Here is a 22,856-nt window from a genome sequence, read left to right on the forward strand (position 1 = left end):
CTCAGCGTCGCTGCAGGTGGAGCACGTCGTTCGGCCCGAACGACACCTCGAAGTTGGGGCGCACGTGGCGGGGCCGGCCGAGCTTGGTCTGCCAGCTCCAGTTGTGGACGGTGAACCGCAGCCGCAGGTCCAGGTTGCGGGAGTCCTCGGAGAACTGCTCGAAGATCTCGGCCAGGTCGAAACGGGAGGCGAGCCGGAACTCGCCGCGACCCTCGGGGGTGACGTCGAGCGGCAGCGAGGCGACCTCGCCGGTCTCGTTGCAGACGGCGTCGAGGGTGACGATCCGGTCGGCCATCACGCCCTTCGGCCACTCGCCGGTCACGGTCAGCAGGGCGTCGAAGCGGAGCGTACGAGAGTCGCGGAAGGCGGCAGAGCTCGCCTGGGTGCGACCCAGGCGGCCGGCCGGGCCGGGCAGCCGGGTGGCGACGCCCTCGGGCATCGGGCGCGCCCAGCCGAGGGCGTGGACGTCGAGCCGGGCCTGGGCCTTCTCGATGCGGCCCGGACGCTGGGCGACGGCGCCCTCGAAGGCGACCTTCCAGTCCTCGAGGAAGGCGCGCCAGGTGTGCTTCTCGGCCTTCTCCAGAGCCTTGCGGGACATCTCCGCGACCTTCTCGGGCGCGTCGATCATCCGGATGCAGCGCTCGGCGACCGCGTCGATGTCCTCGGCCTCGACGATGTAGCCGTCGACACCGTCGCTGATCTGCTCGCGCGGGCCGTAGTTGATGTCGTAGCTGATCACCGGGCAGCCGTAGGAGAGCGACTCGAGGGTCGCCAGCGGGTAGCCCTCGTTGACGCTGGTCATGATGAAGCCGGTGGCGTGCAGCAGGGCTTCCTTGGCCTTCGGGTTGTGACCCATCAGCTGGACGTTCTTGCCGACGTCGAGGGTCTCGATCAGGTCGGCGAGCGACTTGTAGAGCTTGCCGTCGCCGTAGATCTGGAACTTGGCCTCGGGTCGCTTCTCGACGACCTTCGCGAACGCCTTGATGGCGTGCTCGAGCCGCTTCTGCGGCTCGAGCCGGGCGACGGTGACGAAGGTGGCCGGCTCACGCTCGGGCATCGTCTCCGGGAGCTCGGGCAGCTCGACCGGGTTGGGAACGACGAACCGGTGCGAGGTGGCGCCGTAGCGCATCGCGATGTGCTCGGACTGACGGTGGGTCAGGTTCACGAGCGCGTCGTACTCGTGGATGTTGTCCAGCAGCGGGGCGTACTTGCCCGAGAGCTGGGAGTTCCAGCGCCGCTCCTTCACCACGTGGTTGTTATGCATGAGGTGGAGGAAGTAGAAGCGGTCGTCCTGGCGCGGCATGACGTCGCGCAGCGCGAACCGGGAGTCGGTCACGAAGAAGACCCGCTCGGCGTCGCCCACGAGCTGCTCGAACCAGTGCCACAGCCAGCCGCCCACGCGCTCCCACGAGCGGACCGGGCGACCCTCGGCGTCGGTGAGGATGTAGGGGACCCGGGACGCGGCCGGGGCACCCGGGCCCGGCGCCCGCAGGTAGACCGAGCCGTCGGGGCGGCGGTAGTCGCGCGCCCAGTCCTTCCCGGACTGCGAGTGGGCCGTGTAGTAGACGGTGCCGTCGGGGTGGAGCACGTCCTGGGTGGTCGTGCCGGCGACCTCACCCAGCCGGCCGTCCATGCCGGCGACCGACTCGTCCGGCTCATCCGTCACGGGGTGCTCGCGGTACCACTCGTAGAGGTTGAGCAGCTCCATGCCGTCGACGAGCTGACCCGAGTCGCGCAGGACCTGGCGCACCTCGTCGTAGACGGGCTTCGACTCGGTGGTCAGCAGGGTGGTCGGGATCCCGGTGTTCTGGGTGATCAGGCGGTTGCGCATGATCATCGCGCGGGTCTGGCCACCGAACTTGGTCGCGATCTCGTTGCACATCGTCAGGTAGCGGCCCTCGGGAAGCGCGACCTGCTCGTGGGGGTTGGGGATCGGCATGCGCAGAGATTAGTCGGCGTCTTTGGGGATTGCCGATTCTTCGGGCAGGATATCCGGCTGGATCATAGGGGGAACGTGTTGACGGACCGCGATCGACGCGGCTCTGCCCACCGACGATGCGTCGTACCCGTTACTGAAGGAGTCCCATGGCCAGCCCAGCTCGACGACTCGCTCGCCAGCTGCTCCCCGAGCGCCTGCGTCAGAGCCTGACCGCGCGCGTCCCGTCCATCTCGGAGGCTGCGTCCCAGGACGCGAAGCCGGCGCCGATCTCCATCGAGGTCGAGCCGCTCGTCGTGGGTCCTGACCTCGAGGGCGCGGTGAACGCCGCCGGCGGCGGTTTCTACGAGCGCGCCTGGGCCCTCTTCCAGGGCGTCCCGCTGGAGAAGTGGGCCGTCGAGGCCGCCGACGAGTACGTCATGTCCGGGCTCCACGTCGACCCCGACGCGACCCGCGCGACGCTGGCGCGCCTCGCCGAGTCCGGCGCCGACTTCGTCCCGGGCCGCGCGTGGCTCGCGATGACCAGCCGCGTCTTCGGCTTCGGCGACCAGCAGCTGGCCCGCAGCCTCTACGCCCGCCTCGACGAGGCCGTCGGTGACGGCACCAAGGGCGACACCAAGTGGGTCGTCGAGAGCCGCGACTGGCTGCGCTCGTGGGTCGCCGCCGACAACGACGAGCCCGAGGGGCCGGCCGTGCCGGAGGGCACCGTCTCCTACGCCGTCGTCGACTACGGCCACCCCGGCCGCTCCCGCGCCTCGGCCAACATCGGCGACCACGTCCAGACCGTCGCCTCGCTCGGCCACGTGGTCCGCCACAAGGACCTCGAGTTCACCGGCGAGTCCGAGCTCGACGACCTCGCCGAGCGGCTGCGCTCGCGGGTCCGCCCAGAGCGAGTCCGCGAGGGCCTCTCCGCCAAGGTCCAGCTGATGACCCTGCAGCGCGACGCGTCGATGTACCAGCCGGTCCCGAAGGACACCTGGATGCTCGGCTTCGGGTGGTACATGCACCCGATCTTCGAGATGCGCTACGGGATGCCGTTCCACAAGAACCTGCGCCCGATCTTCGTCTCGTTCCACTGCAGCACCCGCGCCATGATGACCGACGAGACGATCGAGTACCTCAAGAAGTACGCCCCGATCGGCTGCCGCGACTGGACGACCGTCGACATCCTGCTCTCCGTCGGCGTCCCGGCCTTCTTCTCGGGCTGCCTGACCACGACCGTCTCGACCGTCTTCCCCGACGCCGAGGAGCTCCCCGGCCCGGACGCCCCGGTCGGCTACGTCGACGTCTTCGACGGCAGCATCCCCGAGGGCGCCCCGACCTACGCCCAGGGCGGCCTCGACGAGGTCCGCTTCCGGCCCTTCGTGCAGAACATCGACGACGCGATCGCGATGCTCGAGGGCTACCGCCGCGACCACCGGAAGCTGGTCACCAGCCGTCTGCACTGCTACCTGCCGGGTCGCAGCATCGGCATCGACATCGACTTCCGCCCGAAGAACCTCTCCGACCCGCGCTTCGCCGGCCTCAACCCGCTCACCCCGGCCGAGTTCGACGGCATCCGGGAGAGCATGAACGACCGCCTCGAGAAGATCCTCACCAAGATCTTCTCGGGTGCGAGCGTCGAGGAGGTCTACGAGCAGTGGCGCGAGATGAACGCCGCCGAGGTCGAGATCGCGCGTGAGCGCCATGCCGCCGCCCGCAAGGTCGGCGAGCTGGTCAGCTCGGTCCCCGAGGACGTACGCAGCAACCAGGTCCGGACTCCGGAGGGCGTGCCCGCCGACGCGATCCACGTCGCCGTCTCGGCCCGCCCGAAGCAGCGTCCGAAGCTGCGCCGCCTGATCAAGTCGATCGCGGCGTACTCGTCCCGGCCGGTCCACCTGTGGGTCCACACCGGTGGCACCGACCTGCGTCTCGACGAGCTCGCCCGCCCGGGGATCACCCTCACCGCGCTGGACGTCTCCGGCTTCGACGGGATCAAGCTGCCCGACGGCAGCGCGATGCCGATGGGCCAGCTCGAGCGGCTCGTGGTCGCCGACCTGCTCCCCGACGTCGACAAGCTCGTCGTGCTGCCGGTCTCCGCCGTGCTGACCGAGGACATCGCCGGCCTGGCCGACACCGATCTCGAGGGCAACCTGGTGGCTGCGACCGACGTCGTCGGCACCCGTGGCGTCAGCGGTTTCCAGCAGATCCACGCCGCCGCCAACAAGCAGGCCGAGCGCACCACCGCGGCCGCCGAGCTGCGCCGTGACGGTCACCAGCGGCACGCCTTCGACTTCGACGCGTTCGACATCGAGGTCCTGGTGCTCGACGCCGCCCAGTGGCGGAAGAAGGACCTTCTCGCCTCGCTGGCTCCCTACGTGGAGACCTACGGCATGACCTTCCGGGCCGCGCTCCTACTGGAGGTCGGCCCGCACCGTACGGTCCTGCCCGAGCGCTGGAACGCGGTGCCCAACAAGACCGCGGTCACGAAGCCGGCGCTCGCCCGCCTGCCCTGATCCGGTGACCGTGGGCCGGAGGCCCGCGAACGCAACGATGGCGCGTCCCGCACGGGACGCGCCATCGTCGATCTCTGACCTCTGACATCTGAGCCTCAGGGCTGGTCTCAGAGCTGGCCTCAGGGCTTGTCGAAGAACCTCTCCACGACGCGCTCGGTGGCCTTCCCGTCCTGGGTGTACTGGTACTTCGCGTTGAACTCGGCGATCCGGTCGCGGTAGTCGGACTCGAGGCGGCCCAGGTCGGACAGCGCCGCGACGACCTCCTCGGCGGTGTCGAGCATCGGCCCGGGGGCGGTGTCGGCGTAGTCGTAGAGGAAGCCGCGGATGCCGCCGGTGTAGTCGGACAGGTCGGGCACCAGGAAGACCATCGGCCGCCCGGTGAGAGCGAAGTCGAAGCGCAGGCTGGAGTAGTCGAGCACCGCGGCGTCGGAGGCCAGGATCAGGTCGTTGATCTCCGGGTAGTCGGTGACGTCGATGACCCGAGCGGTGCGCTCGCTCCGCTCGCTGCCCTTGGAGTTGAAGCGGTGACCGCGCACGAGGATGACGTAGTCGTCACCGAGCTCGTCGCTGGCCGCGACCACGTCGAGGTGCTCGACCATCTTCGCGGAGCGGTAGTTGAGCGCCAGGTGGTCGCGCCAGGTCGGGGCGTAGAGGACCACCTTCTGGTGGGAGCCGATCCCGAGGAGGTTGCGCGTGCGCGTGCGGTCCTCGTCAGCGGTCGGGCTCACCAGCGCGTCGTCGCGCGGGTAGCCCTCGCTGTGGATCGGGCCGTCGTAGGCGTACTCCTCGCGGTAGTAGCGGTCCATCTCCGGCGTCGGGGTCAGGATCAGGTCCCAGCCGGCGGTCGTACGGTCGAGCTCGGCCTGGCAGCGCAGCTCGGTGAACATCTTCGCGCGCCACATCCGCAGTCCCATCGACTTGGCGGGGTAGCCGTGGAAGGTCTGCAGGAACCGCTGACCCTCCCGCTTGCGCCACCAGCGGTCGAAGTCGATGTTCTGCACCAGGTATTTGGCGGTGCCGATCACCCGGTACCACTCCGGGGTCTGCAGCACGACCGGGATGCCGCCCTCGGGGACGCGGGAGGCGTGGTCGGCGACGCCCCAGTAGAGCTTGAGGTCGGGCCGGGTGCGGCGCAGGTGCTCGTGGATCGCCAGCTGGGAGTCGGTGGCGGTCGAGCCGGCGTAGGTCGAGAGGTAGACCGCGGACTCGTCGAGCGGCTCCTCGGCGGCCAGCACCCGCTCGCGGGCGAGGTTGTGGGCATAGCTGCCGGCGTGGTCGACCGGGATCGGCGGCTGCAGGGTGATGCCCGGGCCGCTGCCGTTGACCGGACGGAGCCGGACCTCGTCGCTGGTCTGGAACTCGGCCTGGTGCTCGAGGAACGCGTGGGTGTGGCGTACGTTGCCGGGGCGCTTGGCGCCGCAGGTCAGCTTGAACTGGTAGACGCCGCTGGGCAGGACGGACTCGCCCAGCCCCCACTCGTCCCAGTGCAGCGAGAAGACGACCTCGAAGTCGTCGGCGCCGGTGTCGATCTTCACGGTCTCGCTGTGGCGCGAGCCGGAGAGGGTCAGCCGGGCGTGCTTCGGGATCGTGCTGAGCCAGTGACCGCGCACGGTGATCTGGCCATCGCCGAGCTCGACGCGGTCGAGCGCGACGGTGTCGGGGACCTCGATGACCTGGACGTAGCCGCGGCCGTCGCGCGAGGCCAGCAGGCTGCCACCGCGCTCGCCGGTCCACGGCGAGCCGGTCGGGTCGGTCCAGACGATCCGGCCCAGAGCGTCGTCGTGGAGCGCCTCCAGACGCCAGGCGGCCGGGGCACCCGGTTCGACGGCGCCGTGGGCGGGAAAGGTCAGCGTGACCTTGCCGTCGTGGACGGGCTCCTCGATGCGTACGCCGCCACCGGTCGCCTGCACGGCCCGCGGGAGGTCGCCGGACAGCATCAGGCACACCGTGCGACCGACGACGTGGGCCTTCACGAGCGCGGTGGGCGCGGTCGGGGCGGCGCGGAAGCTGAGCTGGTCGAGGTAGCGGTCGTAGGCGACCGAGAGGCCCGACGAGGTGTGCACGCGCGGCCGGTAGCGCGTGGCGAGGTTGCCCGCAGGACCGCGGGTGTCGATCTGCACCTCGCTGGTGGTGCGGACGACGCCCTCGACGTCGACGGTGACCTCCAGGTGCCAGCGGCCCTCGGCGAGGAGGCTGAGGTCGATCTCGGTGCGGCAGCCGCCGGGGCGGTAGTCCTGGTACTTGTGACCGATGGTCATGTTGGCCTGCGCGTCGGGCCGGGCCGTCACGGTCAGCTCGACCGGGTCTGGCAGCGTCTCACCGACCTCGGTGGCGTAGCCGTCCTCGTCCACGTCGCCCGCGACGGCCACGTCCGGCACCAGCCGGGCGGTGATGACCGGGGCCCTACCGGCCAGGTCGACGAGCTCGATCCGCGCGACCAGGTCGACCTCGACCCGGTCGGAGTCGAGCGGGCGTACGTCGCGCACCAGCACCCGGGCGGGCGTCTCGTGCACGTTGAGGGTGGTCACGGCCTCCGGCAGGTCGGTGTCGGGGAAGATCCCGTGCACCTTGCCGTCGGCGAGCCGGGTGCGGAGGTTGCCGCGCTCGAACCAGCGCGAGGCGACGAACGCGGTGAGCTCCTCACGCTGGTCGGCGAGGAGGTAGGTCAGCCGGGCACGCGCCTCGACCGGCAGCTTGAGCCACACCTGGGGCGAGACGTCGTGCTCGAGCTCGACGACGAGGTCGCGCAGGCTCGTCCACTGCTCCTCGGTCATCCGCTCGACGTCGCCGAGGATGGTGTGGGCGCGGCCGGCGAGCTCGCCGAGCGCCCAGTGGTCGCGGAGCTCCGGGGCCAGGTCGCCGATGGCGGCCCACGTCGAGCGGGTCTGGTCGATCCACTCGGCCATGCCGAGTGTCTGGTCGTGGAGCTGCTCGACCGGGGTGCCGTCGGCGCGGTCCATGTCGACACAGACCGGGGCGGTGACCACGTCGAAGCGGTTGGCCTTCAGGTAGCCGTCGAAGCCGACCGCGGCAGCGCCGCCACGGACGTCGAAGCTGAAGCCGTTCCGGCGCCAGAACGAGGTGCGGAAGAGCCGGTTGCTCACGCCGACGTCGCTGAGCGCGACCGGGAAGTCGGCCAGGGTGAGACCGGAGCGGTTCTCCGCGTGCACGAGGTCGTAGACCGGAACCACGGGCGGGGAGAGCCGCTGACGGCTCTCGATGCGGCCGACCGCGAGGTCGGACCCGCTTCGCTCCAGGGAGGTCACCAGCGTACGCATCGCGTTCGGGGTGAGCAGGTCGGCGGCGAGCAGGAAGCAGACGTAGGCGCCGCGGGCGGCGCGGCCACCACGGTCGCGGGCCTCGGCCTGGGTGGCGGAGCTCTCCAGCAGCCGCAGGCGGTAGTCGTCGGGGAGATCCGCGAGGATCTGGTCGCTCACCACGCTGGCCTGGCCGTAGGGCGCGATGAGGATGTCGAGCGTCGTGTGGGTCTGCTCGCGCACCGAGAGGAGCGACTCGGCCAGATACTGCTTGTCCTGGTCGGTGACCGTGACCACGACCGAGACCAGCGGTCCACGCTCGTGACCGAGAACGCGATGCCCGGCGTCGCGAGCCAGTCGACGGACACCCTGAGGCATCCTTCGTTCGGCTCGACGCAAGACGTCGACGATTCCCTGACCCATGCACAATCCCTCTCGGTTCGAGCGCGTCGGGGACGACGCTCCCGTGTATCTGATCGAACCCAGAGGTTACAGGCGAACGAACGCCAGCCAGCATTCAGCCCGAAGGGGTGAAACCGGTCTCAGGCGGACTGGGCTCCGGTCCAGCTGGTGCGTTCAACCTCTAGTTCGGCGCGTACGGCATCCAGCTCGGACTCGAGCTCGGCGACCCGGATCGCTGCCTCGGCAGCATCCGCCTCGACGGCTTCGAGCCTCGCCTCGAGCTGCTCGCCACGCAGCTCAGCCTGAGCAGCGCGACGGGCCTCCTCACCGCGGCGTCGGACGGCCTCGGCGGCGCGCTGGTGGGCAGCCGCCAGGGCGGCCTCGAGCTCTTCGACCGCCTGGACGCGCTCGGCGAGCTTGGCGTCCATGTGGGCGCGGAACTCGGCGTCCTCCTCGGCGCGCTTCTCGGACTCGACGCGGTAGGCCTGGGCCTGCTCGGCGCGGTCACGTGCCCAGTCGCGGCGGGTCTGGAGAAGCTCTGAGTGGGTGATCTTGGTAGCGGCAGCGCCACAGGCGAGCCCGAGAATTGCTGCGAGCACGACGACCAGCCAGGACCCGGAGGCCACCGCACCGGTGATCGTGACAGCAGCCAACGCCAGCAGGGCTACAGCGACCGTCAGGCGTGTGCTGCGCTGACGCCTGCGTGTGACTGAAGTTGCGGATGGGGAAGGCATGCTTCCACGGTACGGCTAGTTTTCATCCTGTTTGCGGACCCGGCACGCGTGTTCGAGGAGTCGGGAGGCGACCACGATCGCGATCCCGGCGACCGCAGCGAGGGTCGAGCGCACCAGCCGCTCCCCTGCTGCGGTGCTGGCGTCGTAGCCCAGCCAGCTCACCGCGTAGCCCAGATAGCCGCCGGCCAGGAGGGCCCCGACCAGGGTGCAGGCGCGGGCGAGCACCAGCCGGTTGACCGCCTGGTAGGCCTCGATGCGCTCGCCGCGTACCTGCAGCTGACGGTGGGTGATCCAGGCGGTCACGCCCAGCGCCGCCGCGATCAGCAGCAGAACCAGCGGCTGGGCCCAGGTGACGACCGGGGCCACGCCGCGCCAGCTCTCCAGCACGGGGTGGGCCAGCCAGCCGCCGACGAGGCCGATCACGGCCCAGGCCGTGATCGCTCCGCCCGACATCGGGCGGAGCCGGCGCTCGTCGTCGGCGGGATCCTTCTCCGGACCCTGGTCAGGGTCCTCCGGCGCAGTGCTCAGAGCTCGAGGACGAGGTCGTCGCGACGGGTGATGCCGGTCTGGTCGGCCTGCTCCAGCAGCTCGGCGATCGGGCCGACGCCCGGAAGGTCGGCGTTGGGCTCCAGGTCGGCCCACGGCTTGAGGACGAAGGCACGCTGGTGCGCACGCGGGTGCGGCAGCGTCAGCGACTCCTCCTCGACGATCTTGTCGCCGACCGAGATGACGTCGATGTCGAGCGTGCGCGGCTCGTTGAAGATGCCGCTGCGCGAGCGGCCGTACGCGTCCTCGATGGTCAGCGCGCGGTCGAGCAGGCGCGCCGGGGTGAGGGTCGTGTCGGCGAGGACGATCGCGTTGAGGTAGAGGTCGGCGTCCTCCGGCGAGTCGACCGGCTCGGTCTCGTAGACCGGCGAGACGGTGGTCACCCAGACGTCCGGGGTCTCGGCGAGGGTGTTCAACGCGTCCTGCAAGTTGGCCAGTCGGTCCCCGAGATTGGAGCCCAACGACAGCACCGCCCGCCGAATCGGCCGCATCTCCCCGGTGAGCGTGTCGGCGTCGATGATGTACGGGTTGGGTACCTCTGTCACGTGCTCTGCCTCCGGGTGATCGTCAGGGTGACGTCTTTGAACGTCGCTTCGATAGGCGCCCCCGGTTTGTGAACCGTAACACGTACCCAAAGCGTGCGGCTGTCTGCAAGGCAAATGTCCGCGATCCGCTGGGCAAGCGTCTCGATGAGGTCCACCGGGTCGCGCTCGACACTAGTTTTGACCGCCGTTGCGAGACTTCCGTAATCGACGGTGTCATGCAAGTCGTCCGTCTCGGCGGCCCGACGGGAGTCGGTGCCGATGACGAGGTCGATGATGAACTTCTGCCCCTCGCGGCGCTCGAAGTCGAAGACGCCGTGGTGGCCGTAGCACTCCAGACCCAGGATCTGGATCTCGTCGGCGGGTTCGGTGATGTTCATCGGATGTTCTCCTCGCGCTCGGTCAGTCCCTCGAGCTTCTGAGCCGCCGCGAGGGCGTCCTTGGCGGCGCGTACGTCATGGACACGGGTGGCCCACACCCCGCGTTGCGCGAGGAAGACGGTGATCGCATCGTGGGCGCTCTCCCGCTCACCCACCGGACGCAGGGTGCCGTCGGGGGCGGCCAGCAGGTGGCCGAGGAAGGTCTTCCGGCTGGCCCCGATGAGCACCGGGAAGCCGAGCTTGTGGAACTCCTCCACCCCGGCCAGCAGCCGCCAGTTGTCGTCAGCCGTCTTGGAGAAGCCGAGACCCGGGTCGATCACGATGTCGTCGTCCTGGATCCCCGCGGCCCGCGCCGCCTCGATCCGCTGCTCGATCTCCGCCCGGACCGTGGCGACCACGCCGTCGGCGTAGACGAGGTGGTCCTCGTGCTGCATCTCGGCGCCGTGCGCGCGCCAGTGCATCACGACGTACGTCGCACCGTGGTCGGCAGCGACGTTCAGGATCCGCGGGTCGGCGAGACCGCCGGAGACGTCGTTGATGATCTTGGCGCCGGCCTTGACCGCCGCCTCGGCGACCTCGGGACGCATCGTGTCGACCGAGAGGGTCGCCCCCTCCTCGGCCAGCGTCTCGATGACCGGCACCACCCGGGCCAGCTCGTCGGCCACCAGCGGGCGGGTCGCACCGGGACGCGTGGACTCGCCGCCGATGTCGAGCAGGTCGGCGCCCTGGGCGATCAGCTCGTGGCCGTGGGCGACCGCGTCATCGGTCGCCAGGAACCGCCCGCCGTCGCTGAACGAGTCGGGCGTGACGTTGACGATCCCCATGACCTGCACCCTCAGACCCTATCCGGCGGCGTCCGCGCCGCCGACTCGGCCAGATGAGCCCGGTCGCCCCGCGTTGCCTACGTAGGCTGGTGTCGTGGCCAAGATCCTGCTCCGTTCCGCCCGCGATCCGTTCGACGTGATCGAGGCGGCCGACCCGCGCGCGTGGGGGATCGGGTTCTACGGCACCAACGTCGGCAACCTCCTCTTCGCCGACTCGACCCACCGGCTCCTCAGCGTGCCCGGCACCGAGATCGTCCCGAACCGCTTCGTGCACGAACGGCGCGCGTTCACCACCGAGGAGGCTGCGGCGGTCGATGAGGAGTACGACCATTTCGTGGTGCCGCTGGCCAACGCGCTGCGCCCGGAGTTCACCCGCCCGCTGACCCGGCTGACCGCGTTCATCGAGCAGATCTCCATCCCGACCACGATCGTCGGCATCGGTGCGCAGCTCTCCCTCGCCGAGCTCGACACCGCGCCCGACGACGAGCTGGCCGCCCTCCACCGGCGTTTCATGGACTGTGTCCTGGAGCGCTCGCCGAAAGTCGGTGTACGCGGGGAGATCACCGCCGAATACCTCCGCCGGCTCGGCTACGGCGACGAGCACGTCGAGATCATCGGCTGCCCGTCGATCTATCTCAACGGTCCCGATCTCACGGTCCGCGACGAGCGCGCCACCCCGCTGGCCGACGACGACCCTGTCGCCGTCTCGATGAGCCCGCTGACCGCGCCCTGGTTCGAGACCTATGTCGACGCCTACGCCGACCGCCACCCGAACATGACCTACGTCGGTCAGACCCACCACGACTTCGCGATGCTGCAGTGGGGACGTCACCGTCAGCCCGAGATGGGCATCGACCGCGACCACCGGCTCTACGCCGAGGACCGCACCCGGATGTTCCTCGACGCCGGCTCGTGGACACGGTTCCTGGCGACCCAGCGGTTCGCCTTCGGCACCCGCATCCACGGCAACGTCGCCGCGGTGCTCGCCGGCACCCCGGCCATGGTCGTCGCTCACGACTCCCGCGTGCTGGAGCTGTGCGACTACCACGCGCTGCCCTACACGATGCTCGACTCGATCACCCCGGAGACGACGCTCGACGAGCTCTCCCAGGCGGCCGACTACACCAGCTTCCACAACCGGCTCACCGAGGGCTGGAAGCGGCTGACCGCCTTCCTCGACGACGCCGGCCTGGCCCACGTCGCCCAGCCGGGACAGGAGAACGCGGCGTACGACACCGAGCTCGCCGCGCTCGAGCCGGCCGCCCCGGTGACCACGATCCGCGGCGCGGGTGACGAGGCCCTGCGGCGCATCGAGGACCGGATCAACGCCCTCAAGATCGCCTCCGAGCACGTCGACACCGCCGCGCGCCAGCGAGAGAAGGAGCTCGCCAAGAAGCTAGCCACGACGGTGAAGAAGCAGGGCAAGCGCATCGCCGCCCTCGAGGCGACCACGCAGAAGCAGCAGGCCCGGCTGGAACGCCAGGCCGGCCGGCTCAACCGTCAGCGGGCCCTGATCAGAGACCTGCGTGACGATCTCGCCGGCCAGCAGGAAGCAGCGGGTCTGCGCGGCCTCGTCCGGCGGGTGCGCCGCCGGCTGCATCGCTCCGCCGGCTAGATGATTGATGCACAGGCTGACCTGCTACGCGACGGCCACCCCGCGCATCAATCATCTAGCGGGTGCCGCCGCGGATCAGCGACATCGCCTCGGCGCGGGTGGTGGCGTTGGAGCGCATCGTGCCGCGTACGGCGCTGGTGATCGTGCGGGCGCCGGCCTTCTTGACGCCACGCATGGTCATGCACAGGTGTTCCGCCTCGATCACCACGATCACGCCCCGGGCCTCCAGGATCTCGGTGAGGGCGTCGGCGACCTGGGTGGTGAGCCGCTCCTGCACCTGGGGGCGCTTGGCGTAGACGTCGACCAGGCGGGCGAGCTTGGAAAGGCCCGTGATCTTGCCGGAGTCGGCCGGGATGTAGCCCACATGGGCTACCCCGGTGAACGGCACCAGGTGGTGTTCGCACATCGACCACAGCTCGATGTCACGGACCAGGACCATCTCGTCGTGGCCGAGGTCGAACGTGGTGGTGAGCACGTCCTCGGGCCTCTGATGAAGGCCGCGGGTCACCTCCTCGTAGGCCCGGGCGACCCGGGCAGGGGTCTCGAGCAGGCCTTCGCGGTCGGGGTCCTCCCCCATCGCGTAGAGCAGCTCGCGCACGGCCGCCTCGGCGCGCTCGTGGTCGAACGGCGGCACGTCGTCCACGTCCCGCTCGGGGACGTGGACGGGCGCTACATCGTCGAATGTCTCGGACATCGTCGGCCGGATCAGGCGGGCGGGGTGGACTCGGACGAGCCGGTCTCGCTCGGCTGAGCGACCTCGACGCCATTGGCCGGCTGCTTCGACTTCGACGCGGAGCGGATCGCCTTGGCGACCGCAGCCTTGTCGCGCTCCACGATCCACTCCGGGATCTCGACCGCGGGGCGGTCGGAGGGACGACGGGTGTCGGAGCCGGTCCAGGCCGGACGCGGGTCGCGGCGACGCAGCGGCTCGAAGATCTCGGCGACCTCCTGCTTGGAGAGCGTCTCCTTCTCCAGGAGCTGGAGCACCAGGTTGTCGAGGACGTCCCGGTTCTCCTCGAGGATGTCGAAGGCCTCCTGGTGGGCGGTCGCGAGGAGCTTCTTGGTCTCGTCATCGACGATGGCCGCGACCTCCTCGGAGTAGTTGCGCTGGTGGCCGATGTCGCGGCCCAGGAACGGCTCGCCGTTGGACTCGCCGAGCTTGATCGCACCCAGGCGCTCGGTCATGCCGAACTGGGTGACCATCGCGCGGGCGAGGTTGGTCGCCTTCTCGATGTCGTTGCCGGCGCCGGTGGTCGGGTCGTGGAAGATGAGCTCCTCCGCGGCGCGGCCACCGAGCATGTAGGAGAGCTTGTTGAGCATCGACGAGCGGGTCTGGCTGTATTGGTCGTCGTCGGGCATGACCAGGTTGTAGCCCAGCGCCTTGCCGCGCGGCAGGATCGTGATCTTCTGGACCACGTCGGGGCCCGGCAGGGCCGCTGCGACCAGCGCATGGCCACCCTCGTGGTAGGCGGTGATGAGCTTCTCCTGCTCGCTCATCAGGCGGGTGCGCTTCTGCGGACCGGCGATGACCCGGTCGATGGCCTCGTCCAGCGCCTTGTTGGTGATCAGCTTCTGGTCGCTGCGGGCGGTCAGCAGCGCGGCCTCGTTGAGCACGTTGGCCAGGTCGGCACCGGAGAAGCCCGGCGTACGACGGGCGACGCTGTCGAGGTCGATGTCGCCGGCCAGCGGCTTGCCGCGCGCGTGGACCTGCAGGATCTTCTCGCGGCCGGCGAGGTCGGGGGCGTCGACCTGGATCTGGCGGTCGAAGCGGCCCGGGCGCAGCAGCGCCGGGTCGAGCACGTCGGGACGGTTGGTGGCCGCGATCAGGATCACTCCGCCACGTACGTCGAAGCCGTCCATCTCGACGAGCAGCTGGTTGAGCGTCTGCTCGCGCTCGTCGTGGCCGCCGCCCATGCCGGCGCCACGGTGGCGGCCGACGGCGTCGATCTCGTCGATGAAGACGATGGCCGGCGCGTTCTCCTTGGCCTGCTCGAACAGGTCGCGGACACGGCTGGCACCGACACCGACGAACATCTCGACGAAGTCGGAACCGGAGATCGAGTAGAACGGCACGCCGGCCTCGCCCGCGACGGCACGCGCCAGCAGGGTCTTACCGGTGCCTGGCTGGCCGTAGAGGAGCACGCCCTTGGGGATCTTCGCGCCGACGGCCTGGAACTTCGCCGGCTCCTGCAGGAACTCCTTGATCTCCTGGAGCTCCTCGACCGCCTCGTCGGCGCCCGCGACGTCGGCGAAGGTCGTCTTCGGCATGTCCTTGGTGATCAGCTTCGCCTTGGACTTGGCGAACTGCATGACCCCGCGGCCACCGCCGCCCTGGACCGAGTTCATCAGGAACAGGAACAGCACGATGATCAGCACGAACGGAAGCAGGAAGCTCAGGATCGAGCCGAGCACGGACGGCTTGGCGACCTCGGAGTTGAATTTCTTCAGGTTGTCACCCTCGGCCTGGGTCTTGCGCACCATCTCGATGAGCGCTTCCTGGTCGCCGTCGACCCAGGAGGTGGTGACCTCGGCGCCGTCGTCACGGACACCCTTGATCAAGGTCGCCTTGATCTCCTGGTCACCGTCGACGAACGTGATCTCCTTGACCTGGTCCTTCTGGATGTAGGACGTCAGCTGGTTCGTGGTGATCTCGTCGCCGCCGTTGCGAGGGGCCAGGTACTGCAGAGCCAGGATCACACCGAGCACTGCCAGGATGATCCACAGCCAGGGACCTTTGAATATGCGCTTCACAGGCTTCTTTCAACCGTTCCGGGGTCAGACACGCACGCCAGGGAGGGTGCTTGTCACTTATAACGACGGTACACGGCCAATCGTGCCCGATCCCATCTGAGCGGTTCCGCCGTCAGCGAAAGCACGGCTCCGGGCGACCGCTGATCTAGGGTGTCGCCATGACCCAGAACGCGGCGCCGACGCCGCCCTCCGGGAGCAGCTACGACAGTCGGGTCGCGTGGGTGATCATCGGGATCCTGGTCCTCCTCGTGGTCGCGCTGCTCGCTGCCGCAACCATCGTGGCCGTGCGGCTGGTGGCGTACGGGTCGGAGGACGCACCTGCTCCGCCGGCCAGCTCCTCGCCGAGCGCCTCTTCTCCCGCCTCCTCGCCGTCGGCCTCTCCGGCTCGCACGCCGAAGCCGACCGGGTCCGCATCGGCCGCTCCCGCCCCGGTCCCGGACGGCCCGTGGCAGCAGGTGGTCTCGGACAAGGACGAGATGGCCTACGACGTACCTCCGGACTGGGAGCCGGGGCCGGGCGCGCTCGCCGGGTTCGAGTCACCGCAGGGTGAGATCACCGCGCTCATGCACGGCATCACGACCTACGGCGACGACTGGTGCGACGACAACTGGCACACCCTCGTCGGCTTCGTCACGCCCGGGTCCATCTCCGACAAGGGATCGATCGAGGCGACCGCGATGCACTGGGCGAAGGCGGCTGCCCAGGACGACGGCGGCGAGAACCCGACCGGCTCCCTCGGTGAGCCGCGGGAGGTGAAGGTCGACGGCGGCCGTACCGTCGCGCGGGCCGTGACCGCCTCCGCCACGCCACTCGACCAGACCTGCCCGGTGCCGAGCATCGAGGTGACCGTGGTGTCGGTGCCGAAGAAGTCGGGCGAGGCGCTCTTCGTGGTCGTCGCCGACCGCGGCGCGGAGGGGTCGAACCCGGACGCAGCGCTCGCGAAGGTGATCGCGAGCGTGCGTCCGGTCCGCTGAGGTTCTGCTGGGCTCAGCTGTAGACGTGCGGGGCGAGCGTCGAGACGTCGCGCAGGTTGCGGTACTTCTCGTTGTAGTCGAGGCCGTAGCCGACGACGAACTCGTCGGGGATGTCCCAGCCGACGTACTTCACCTCGACGGGCATGCTGACCGCCTCGGGCTTGCGCAGCAGGGTGGCGATCTCGATGCTCGCCGGGCCACGGCTGGTGAGGTTGGAGGTCAGCCAGGTCAGGGTCAGACCGGAGTCGATGATCTCGTCGACGATCAGCACGTGCTTGCCGGTGACGTCGGTGTCGAGGTCCTTCAGGATCCGCACCACACCGGACGACTTCGTGCCGGAGCCGTAGGAGGAGACGGCCATCCAGTCCATCTCGACGTGGCGGTTCAGGGCGCGAGCGAGGTCGGCCATGATCATCACCGCACCGCGGAGGACGCCGACGATCAGCAGATCCTCGCCCTCGTAGTCCTTCTCGATCCGGCGGGCCAGCTCTTCGACCTTGGCCTGGATCTCGTCGTGGGTGAACAGGGTCTTCACGAGGTCGTCGCCGACGTACTCGGTGTCCATGAGCGCCACTCTAAATGCTGGTGGGGGATGGACCTGATTCGAAGACGATCGAGGAGTCCGTACGCAGCGCCCGGATGTGGCCGGGCAGGTCGATCCAGCGCTGCCCGCGCCAGCCCGTGACCAGCGCCTCGACGGCCTTGACGTGCTCCCGGGTGAGCTCGGCGGCCGGGCTGCCGGCCTCGAGGGCGGCGATCCGGAGGACGCGGGTGCGGACGGCGGCCGGATACTGCGCCAGGACGCCGACCGGGAGGGTGCCGTCGAGCTCTCGGTGCATCGCCTCGGCGATGTCGTCGATGAAGTCGGCGTCCTCGCGGAGCTGCTCGGCGGTGCGGGCGAGCGCGTCGGTCACTCCCGGGCCGAGGTGCTCCTCGAGGACGGGGAGGACGCGGTGGCGGATACGGGCCCGGGTGTAGGCGAAATCACGGTTGTGAGGGTCGTTCCAGACGTCGATCCCCTCGACCTGGCAGGCGGTCTCGGTGTCGGTGCGCGTGGTGGCGAGGAGCGGACGGCGGTAGCGGTCGAAGGACGCCCGCATCCCGGAGAGGCTGCGCGCACCCGAGCCTCGGGTCAGGCCCAGCAGCACCGTCTCTGCCTGGTCGTCGCGGGTGTGGCCGAGCAGGATCACGCTCGCACCGAGCCGCTCGGCGAGCTGGTCGAGGACGGCGTAGCGCGCCTGCCGCGCGGCCGCCTCGGGGCCGTCGCCGTCGGTCTTGACCTCGACCGTCGCGGTCACGGTCTCGTCGACGCCCATCTCGGCGAGCTGCGCGACCACCTTCTCGGCCTGCGCCGCGCTGCCCCCCTGCATCCCGTGGTCCACGGTCGCGCCGATGACGTGCAGCCCGAGCTTGTGGCCCTCGAAGATCGCGGCGCTGGCGAGCGCCAGCGAGTCGGCACCGCCCGAGCAGGCCACGACCACCTTCTCGCCCGGCTCCAGCTGCTCGAGCGTGGCGCGGACGGGGCGGCGTACGGCGGCGATGGAGGGGTGCAGACTCATACTCCAGGGACTTTCCGTCGGTTACTCACCAGTAGAGCGACGGAAACTCCCTGGACTACCCCAGAACTCGGCCGACCCATGCGTCCGGCTCGACGATCTCGGCCTTGGTCGGGAGGTTCTCGGCACCGGCGAAGACGGCGTTGAACTCGTCCATGCCGACGCGGTCGATCACGTGGCGTACGAACTTCGCTCCGTCGCGGTACTGCGCCATCTTCGCCTCGAGGCCGAGGAGGCGGCGCAGCAGGCGGTCGAGGACGCCGATGCCCTGGCGGCGCTTGTTGAACGCCTTGCGGATCGTGGCGACGGTCGGGATCACACCCGGGCCGACGTCGTCCATGACCACGTCGGCGTGGCCCTCGAGCAGCGACATCATCCCGGTGACCCGGTCGATGATCTCCTTCTGCTCGGGCTTGGCGAAGGCGTCCACGATGCTGCCGTCGCCCTTGAGCGCCTCGGTGATGCGCTGCAGCCCGTTGTCGAAGAGCGAGGACGGGTCCATCGCCTCGGTGAGGCCCTCGATCTGGGTGAAGAGGTGCTCGCGCATCCACGGGCTGGCGGTGAACTGCACGCGGTGGGTCTCCTCGTGGAGGCAGACCCACAGCCGGAAGTCGGTCGGGTCCAGGCCGAGCTCGCGCTCGACGTGGACGGCGTTGGGCGCGACCAGCAGGAGCCGGCCCGACGGCTCGTAGAAGGGGTCGAACTGGCCGAGGATCTTCGAGGACATGAAGCCGAGCAGGCCGCCGACCTCGGCGGCGCTGACCTTGGAGCCGAGCGCCTGGGACAGCAGGCCGGGGGCGCGCTTGGCCGTGATCCGGTCGACGACCGGCGAGATCACGTGGGCGAACGTGTCGGCGTTGGCCTGGATCCAGCCTCTTCTGTCCACGACCAGGACCGGTGCGGTGTCGCGGGGCGCGTCCAGGCCGGTGAAGTCACGGACGAACTCGGTGGCCTTCGCGGCGTCGGCACGCAGCTCCTCGACGGCGTGCTGGGCCTCGTCCCGGGAGACGATCGGGCCGTCCCCGGCCACCTTCGAGCCGAGGCGTACGGCCAGGTCCCAGTCGACCATGGTCGCTCCGGACGGGGCAGGGTCCTCAGCGCGATGGGTCATGCGTACGACCGTAGCCGACCAGACCTACGCCGAGCAGCGACATGTCGCGACAGCCGTCATCGCGTCATCGAGGGCGTCGCGTACGTCCAGCGTCTTCTCGGGCTTGAACCCGTCGGCCATGAGCACGACGACGAACGGCGTGCCGCGCGTGTCGACCACGATGCCGGAGAGCCCGGAGACGCTGGTGAGGGTGCCGGTCTTCGCCCGGACGCGGCCGCGGCCCGGCTCGGCGTCGAAGTTGAAGCGGCGGGAGAGCGATCCGACCCAGCCGGCGACCGGGAGCCCGGTCAGCGCGGGCGCCAGCTCGGGGCGTGAGGAGCTGGCGGCGGTCTGGAGGGTGCTGACCAGAAGGGTCGGCGGGATCCGGTTCTGGCGGGAGAGCCCGGAGCCGTCGCGGAGGACCAGGCCGGTGGTGTCGATGCCGAGGTCCTTCAAGGTGTCCGCGACCGCGGCGGCCGAGCCCTCGAACGTCGGGGCGCCCGAGGCGAGGCCGACGTGGCGCGCGAGGATCTCGGCGAGCTGGTTGTCGCTGTGCTGAAGCGTGTATTCGACGATCTCGCGCAGGGTGTCGCCCTGGCGCGCGGCGAGCTGGGCGCCTGACTTCGCTCCCCTGGCCGGCTTGCCGTTGACCTTGATGCCGCGCTTGGCCAGCGCCTTCTTGAACTGCTCGGCGGCCTGCTTGGACGGGTCGCGGCTGTAGCCGTAGGCCTGGGAGCCGCCGTGGTCGACCGACAGCGCGGTGATGCCGCCGACCTCGCCGCCCAGGTAGGTGCGCCGCCAGGCGGGGTTGATGGTCGGGCCGGTGAAGAGGCTGTCGTCGTAGGCGAGCCGCACCGTCTTGGTGGCGCCGAGCTCGCGCGCGGTCTCGGCGGCGAGCGCGTCGAGGTCGCTGCTGCTGAGAGATGCGTCACCGCCGCCGACGAGCGTGATCGTGCGCCCCTCGAGGGTGACGCTGGTCTCGAACCTGCGCTCGGGGCCGTACGCCTCCAGCACCGCCACGCTGGTCAGCACCTTCGTGACGCTCGCCGGGGTCGCAGCGCCGCTGCCGTGCTTCACCAGCGGGGCGCCCTCGAGCGGCGCGATCGCCGCCTTGAGGTGCTTGCCGAGCCGCTTGTCGCGGACCATCCCCCGCATCACGCCCTCCAGCGCGACCTGGTCCGGCTTCCCCGGCGCCCGGGTCTGCTGCCCCTCGACCGCCGCGGGGCTGACCGCGGCGATGCTCAGCGGGACCGGCGGCGGGGTCGGCGCGACGTTGCCTCGGGCGTAGCGCACCCAGCCGAGCCCGTAGGCCGCCGCGGCGGCTCCCACGAGCAGCGCGAGCACCAGCGGGAGGATGACGACGAGCTTCCCGCGACCCTCGTCCGGCTCCTCGGATGGCCAGTTCGGCGCGCTCTGGGGCTCCACGGATATCCTCCTCGATGCCGGATGTGACGCTGATCGGTGTCAGACTGTCCGGCATTCCGTTTTTGGGTTTGTCTGGAGGCAAGAAGTGACGCAGGAGTTCGACGTACTGATCGAGGTCCCCAAGGGATCCCGCAACAAGTACGAGGTGGACCACGAGTCGAACCGGCTTCGACTCGACCGCGTGCTGTTCACCTCCATGATGTACCCCGCAGACTACGGCTACATCGAAGACACCCTCGGTGGGGATGGCGACCCGCTCGACGCGCTGGTCCTCACCCCCTACCCGCTCTTCCCGGGTGTGCTGGTGGAGTCGCGTCCCGTCGCGATGTACGTCATGGAGGACGAGAAGGGCCAGGACGAGAAGGTCCTCTGCGTCCCCTGCGACCCGCGGTTCGACCACATCCAGGACCTCGAGGACGTCGACCAGTGGACGCTCAACGAGATCAAGCACTTCTTCGAGCACTACAAGGACCTCGAGCCCGGCAAGACCGTCAAGGGCTCCGACTGGGTCGGCAAGGCTGCTGCTGAGCAGGAGATCGCTGCCTCGATCGACCGGTTCAAGAACACCGCTCACTGAGCTGGTCGTTCGCGGCTGGGGTGACTCGGTCGGGGCGCGGATGCTCACCGAGGTAACTCGGTCGAATCACACTTCCTTCGTGGACTTCCGCGAAGGAAGTGTGCGTTTACCGAGGTAACTCGGTCAGCAATCAGACAGCGCGGCGCACAGGGAGCCGTACGTCGCCTCGACCTCACCCGCGACGCTCGAGACCACCTTGGTCGCCGGGCGGTGGGCGAGCAGGTCGGTGAGCTTGGCTTCGTACGTTCGGAGGTGCTCGTCCCCGCCGGACTCGGCCACGATCTCCCGCACGATCGGATGCCAGGGGTCGGACCCGTCGTCGCGGTCGTGGAAACGGCGTAGCGGATCCTTCTCGACCGGCTCGAGCAGGACCTCCACGAACTCGGCGCCGACATCGAGCGCCGCCCGCTCGAAGCGCTCGAGCTCACTCAGCCTGGCGAACAGCTGCGGCAGCACGACGTCGCCGGAGTCGCGTAGGTAGCCGCTGATCAGGCCGAGTGCCGCCGGTCGGATCCTGGCGCCGGCCCCGATGAGTCATCTCGCCATCCGCTGACGAACGTACGCAGCACATCGACGTCACATACCAGCGTGCCGGGGTGGTCGGCGGCGAAACGTCTGGCGAGCGTCGACTTCCCGACGCCGGGCATCCCGTTGATGAGGATCAGCCTGGCCACACGGTCAGTCAACCATTTCGAGCCGAGATCGGCCGGCGCTCCGCATCCGGGAGTCGACTCGGGCCAACGTCTGTCTCGGGTTGTCCAGATCCACCCACGTGACGCGGACGAAGCCGTAGTCGGTGATCTCGCGGATCTCGTCTTCCCGCCGCTTCTCCGCAAACACTGCGTCGCCGGGCGTCTGACCGGGGCGGAGGTACTTGCCGTACTTCACCCGACCGTCGAACTCGCCGAACAAGCGAAACTGTGGCCACGCCCAGTCGACGATGCCCACGAGCGACCCGTCGGCACGATAGACCGGCACCTGGAGCTCCGGGCGCGGTAGACCGCCGACGCGGAACAGCCACAAGCATCTCGACTCCCCGATCGAACCCGACCGCGGATCCGCGTGTGCGACAGCAGCCCCGAGTGGATGACTGAACGGCCACTGGTCCATTCGCTCGTGCTCGGCCTCGAGCTCCTCTTTCGTGAATGCCTCCGCTCGAAGGCCCGCGTCGAGAAGGCACTGAGCGACCTCGTCGGACGCCTGGAGGCACGCCTCCAACGCGCACCGAACCGTTGGCAACGTTCGCAGCCCGTCCCGAGTCTCGATCTCGTCGTCGCGAACCACGCCCAGGTGATGGACGACATCGCCCTCAAGCGGCCTTCCAGCACCGTCGAGCCTGGTCACATGCACTTTTGCGAGATCCACTCCCCACAGGTCGATGCCGTGGGCGACGAGGCCGGAGACATGGCTCAGCGCGATCTTGCTGCCCAGCGAGCGCTGCACGGCCCGAGCGCGTACGCGATGTCGGCCCACGGCGTCGAGCGCTTTCCACTCGTCGGCGAACACGTAGGCGCCACGTCTGATTCGATGCCAGGCACCATCTCGGACGATGCGAGTGATCTCACGGTCGGCGTAGCCAGCGTTCTTCGCCTCTCTGCGCGTGAAGAAGCCTTCGGTGGCGGTGATGATTCGTAACGGGTCCATGCACCCAGGGTTCGCGGGAGCACCGACACTTTCGGCGACAGATCGGGGGACTGTGGACAACCCTCGCCCGAACATCGCCTGTGGACGGTCAGCGGCCCGGATCCGCGG

At 69.5% G+C, this 22,856-nt stretch carries 20 protein-coding genes; 4 read left to right on the forward strand and 16 right to left on the reverse strand.

All coding sequences use genetic code 11. The features are described from left to right. Position 1: 1 nt before the first annotated feature. Positions 2-1,939, reverse strand: a complete 1,938-nt coding sequence (locus IEY81_RS05430; protein ID WP_189117442.1) for a glycosyltransferase — start codon at positions 1,937-1,939, stop codon at positions 2-4. Between the two features lie 146 nt (positions 1,940-2,085). Here IEY81_RS05430 and IEY81_RS05435 point away from each other — a divergent pair, with 146 nt between their 5' ends. After that, the gene (locus tag IEY81_RS05435; protein WP_189117443.1) at positions 2,086-4,431 is read left to right on the forward strand and encodes a hypothetical protein; all 2,346 of its coding nucleotides are present in this window, start codon (positions 2,086-2,088) and stop codon (positions 4,429-4,431) included. Positions 4,432-4,550: 119 nt separating this feature from the next. Here the strand turns inward: IEY81_RS05435 and IEY81_RS05440 are convergent, their stop codons facing one another. The 6 genes from IEY81_RS05440 to folP form a co-directional block, all read right to left on the reverse strand. Continuing rightward, on the reverse strand, positions 4,551-8,066 hold the full coding sequence (locus IEY81_RS05440; protein WP_189117444.1) for a bifunctional glycosyltransferase/CDP-glycerol:glycerophosphate glycerophosphotransferase: 3,516 nt from the start codon (positions 8,064-8,066) through the stop codon (positions 4,551-4,553). Positions 8,067-8,230: 164 nt separating this feature from the next. After that, positions 8,231-8,743: a hypothetical protein gene (locus tag IEY81_RS05445; RefSeq protein ID WP_229787376.1), complete on the reverse strand. Its 513-nt coding sequence runs from the start codon at positions 8,741-8,743 to the stop codon at positions 8,231-8,233. 96 nt (positions 8,744-8,839) lie between these two features. Next, complete coding sequence (locus tag IEY81_RS05450) at positions 8,840-9,277, reverse strand: DUF3180 domain-containing protein (protein WP_189117446.1); 438 nt, start codon at positions 9,275-9,277, stop codon at positions 8,840-8,842. A 71-nt stretch (positions 9,278-9,348) separates the two neighbouring features. Next, on the reverse strand, positions 9,349-9,915 hold the full coding sequence (gene folK / locus IEY81_RS05455; protein ID WP_189117447.1) for a 2-amino-4-hydroxy-6-hydroxymethyldihydropteridine diphosphokinase: 567 nt from the start codon (positions 9,913-9,915) through the stop codon (positions 9,349-9,351). Further along, positions 9,912-10,292 carry a dihydroneopterin aldolase gene (gene folB, locus IEY81_RS05460; RefSeq protein ID WP_189117448.1) on the reverse strand — a complete coding sequence of 127 codons (381 nt, stop codon included), beginning with the start codon at positions 10,290-10,292 and terminating at the stop codon, positions 9,912-9,914. Before folB ends, folK begins: the two co-directional genes overlap by 4 nt. After that, the gene (gene folP / locus IEY81_RS05465) at positions 10,289-11,116 is read right to left on the reverse strand and encodes a dihydropteroate synthase (RefSeq protein ID WP_189117449.1); all 828 of its coding nucleotides are present in this window, start codon (positions 11,114-11,116) and stop codon (positions 10,289-10,291) included. Before folP ends, folB begins: the two co-directional genes overlap by 4 nt. 94 nt (positions 11,117-11,210) lie before the next feature. Between folP and IEY81_RS05470 the strand changes: the two genes are divergently transcribed. Beyond that, positions 11,211-12,731 (forward strand): polysaccharide pyruvyl transferase family protein, encoded by a 1,521-nt coding sequence (locus IEY81_RS05470; RefSeq protein WP_189117450.1) that lies wholly within the window; start codon positions 11,211-11,213, stop codon positions 12,729-12,731. Positions 12,732-12,786: 55 nt separating this feature from the next. Here the strand turns inward: IEY81_RS05470 and folE are convergent, their stop codons facing one another. Continuing rightward, positions 12,787-13,425 carry a GTP cyclohydrolase I FolE gene (folE, locus tag IEY81_RS05475; RefSeq protein WP_268244486.1) on the reverse strand — a complete coding sequence of 213 codons (639 nt, stop codon included), beginning with the start codon at positions 13,423-13,425 and terminating at the stop codon, positions 12,787-12,789. Positions 13,426-13,436: 11 nt separating this feature from the next. Then, on the reverse strand, positions 13,437-15,482 hold the full coding sequence (gene ftsH / locus IEY81_RS05480) for an ATP-dependent zinc metalloprotease FtsH (protein WP_189117451.1): 2,046 nt from the start codon (positions 15,480-15,482) through the stop codon (positions 13,437-13,439). Between the two features lie 158 nt (positions 15,483-15,640). On the opposite strand from ftsH, the gene IEY81_RS05485 reads away from it, so the two are divergent. Then, on the forward strand, positions 15,641-16,456 hold the full coding sequence (locus IEY81_RS05485) for a DUF8017 domain-containing protein (protein WP_189117452.1): 816 nt from the start codon (positions 15,641-15,643) through the stop codon (positions 16,454-16,456). A gap of 13 nt (positions 16,457-16,469) precedes the next feature. Here IEY81_RS05485 and hpt read toward each other — a convergent pair whose 3' ends face one another. From hpt to dacB, 4 genes are read right to left on the reverse strand one after another with little or no spacing between them, the layout of a single operon-like run. Next, positions 16,470-17,021 carry a hypoxanthine phosphoribosyltransferase gene (hpt, locus tag IEY81_RS05490; RefSeq protein WP_189117453.1) on the reverse strand — a complete coding sequence of 184 codons (552 nt, stop codon included), beginning with the start codon at positions 17,019-17,021 and terminating at the stop codon, positions 16,470-16,472. 10 nt (positions 17,022-17,031) lie between these two features. Beyond that, positions 17,032-18,015 carry a tRNA lysidine(34) synthetase TilS gene (gene tilS / locus IEY81_RS05495; protein WP_189117454.1) on the reverse strand — a complete coding sequence of 328 codons (984 nt, stop codon included), beginning with the start codon at positions 18,013-18,015 and terminating at the stop codon, positions 17,032-17,034. Between the two features lie 55 nt (positions 18,016-18,070). Further along, entirely contained in the window at positions 18,071-19,123 is a 1,053-nt protein-coding gene (locus IEY81_RS05500; protein WP_229787378.1) for an Rv3626c family coenzyme F420 biosynthesis-associated protein, read from the reverse strand. A 24-nt stretch (positions 19,124-19,147) separates the two neighbouring features. Beyond that, a complete protein-coding gene (dacB, locus tag IEY81_RS05505; protein ID WP_189117455.1) occupies positions 19,148-20,527 on the reverse strand; it encodes a D-alanyl-D-alanine carboxypeptidase/D-alanyl-D-alanine endopeptidase in 1,380 nt (459 codons plus the stop codon). Between the two features lie 85 nt (positions 20,528-20,612). On the opposite strand from dacB, the gene IEY81_RS05510 reads away from it, so the two are divergent. Further along, positions 20,613-21,104: an inorganic diphosphatase gene (locus tag IEY81_RS05510; protein WP_189117456.1), complete on the forward strand. Its 492-nt coding sequence runs from the start codon at positions 20,613-20,615 to the stop codon at positions 21,102-21,104. A 123-nt stretch (positions 21,105-21,227) separates the two neighbouring features. Here the strand turns inward: IEY81_RS05510 and IEY81_RS05515 are convergent, their stop codons facing one another. The 3 genes from IEY81_RS05515 to IEY81_RS05525 are packed head-to-tail and all read right to left on the reverse strand — an operon-like array spanning position 21,228 to position 22,748. After that, on the reverse strand, positions 21,228-21,560 hold the full coding sequence (locus IEY81_RS05515) for a hypothetical protein (RefSeq protein WP_189117457.1): 333 nt from the start codon (positions 21,558-21,560) through the stop codon (positions 21,228-21,230). Positions 21,561-21,592: 32 nt separating this feature from the next. Continuing rightward, positions 21,593-21,778 carry an AAA family ATPase gene (locus IEY81_RS05520; RefSeq protein WP_189117458.1) on the reverse strand — a complete coding sequence of 62 codons (186 nt, stop codon included), beginning with the start codon at positions 21,776-21,778 and terminating at the stop codon, positions 21,593-21,595. A gap of 4 nt (positions 21,779-21,782) precedes the next feature. After that, positions 21,783-22,748, reverse strand: a complete 966-nt coding sequence (locus IEY81_RS05525) for a type IV toxin-antitoxin system AbiEi family antitoxin domain-containing protein (protein ID WP_189117459.1) — start codon at positions 22,746-22,748, stop codon at positions 21,783-21,785. Positions 22,749-22,856 lie beyond the last annotated feature (108 nt).

The organism is Nocardioides luteus (assembly GCF_014648595.1).
Taxonomy (GTDB): domain Bacteria; phylum Actinomycetota; class Actinomycetes; order Propionibacteriales; family Nocardioidaceae; genus Nocardioides; species Nocardioides luteus.

Excerpts from the sequence above, each read along its gene's own strand:
- IEY81_RS05430 (WP_189117442.1), bottom strand. The coding sequence starts at position 1,939 with ATGCCGATCCCCAACCCCCACGAGCAGGTCGCGCTTCCCGAGGGCCGC.
- IEY81_RS05435 (WP_189117443.1), top strand. The coding sequence starts at position 2,086 with ATGGCCAGCCCAGCTCGACGACTCGCTCGCCAGCTGCTCCCCGAGCGC.
- IEY81_RS05440 (WP_189117444.1), bottom strand. The coding sequence starts at position 8,066 with ATGCCTCAGGGTGTCCGTCGACTGGCTCGCGACGCCGGGCATCGCGTT.
- IEY81_RS05450 (WP_189117446.1), bottom strand. The coding sequence starts at position 9,277 with ATGTCGGGCGGAGCGATCACGGCCTGGGCCGTGATCGGCCTCGTCGGC.
- folB (WP_189117448.1), bottom strand. The coding sequence starts at position 10,292 with ATGAACATCACCGAACCCGCCGACGAGATCCAGATCCTGGGTCTGGAG.
- folP (WP_189117449.1), bottom strand. The coding sequence starts at position 11,116 with ATGGGGATCGTCAACGTCACGCCCGACTCGTTCAGCGACGGCGGGCGG.
- folE (WP_268244486.1), bottom strand. The coding sequence starts at position 13,425 with ATGTCCGAGACATTCGACGATGTAGCGCCCGTCCACGTCCCCGAGCGG.
- IEY81_RS05485 (WP_189117452.1), top strand. The coding sequence starts at position 15,641 with ATGACCCAGAACGCGGCGCCGACGCCGCCCTCCGGGAGCAGCTACGAC.
- hpt (WP_189117453.1), bottom strand. The coding sequence starts at position 17,021 with ATGGACACCGAGTACGTCGGCGACGACCTCGTGAAGACCCTGTTCACC.
- tilS (WP_189117454.1), bottom strand. The coding sequence starts at position 18,015 with ATGAGTCTGCACCCCTCCATCGCCGCCGTACGCCGCCCCGTCCGCGCC.
- IEY81_RS05500 (WP_229787378.1), bottom strand. The coding sequence starts at position 19,123 with ATGACCCATCGCGCTGAGGACCCTGCCCCGTCCGGAGCGACCATGGTC.
- IEY81_RS05525 (WP_189117459.1), bottom strand. The coding sequence starts at position 22,748 with ATGGACCCGTTACGAATCATCACCGCCACCGAAGGCTTCTTCACGCGC.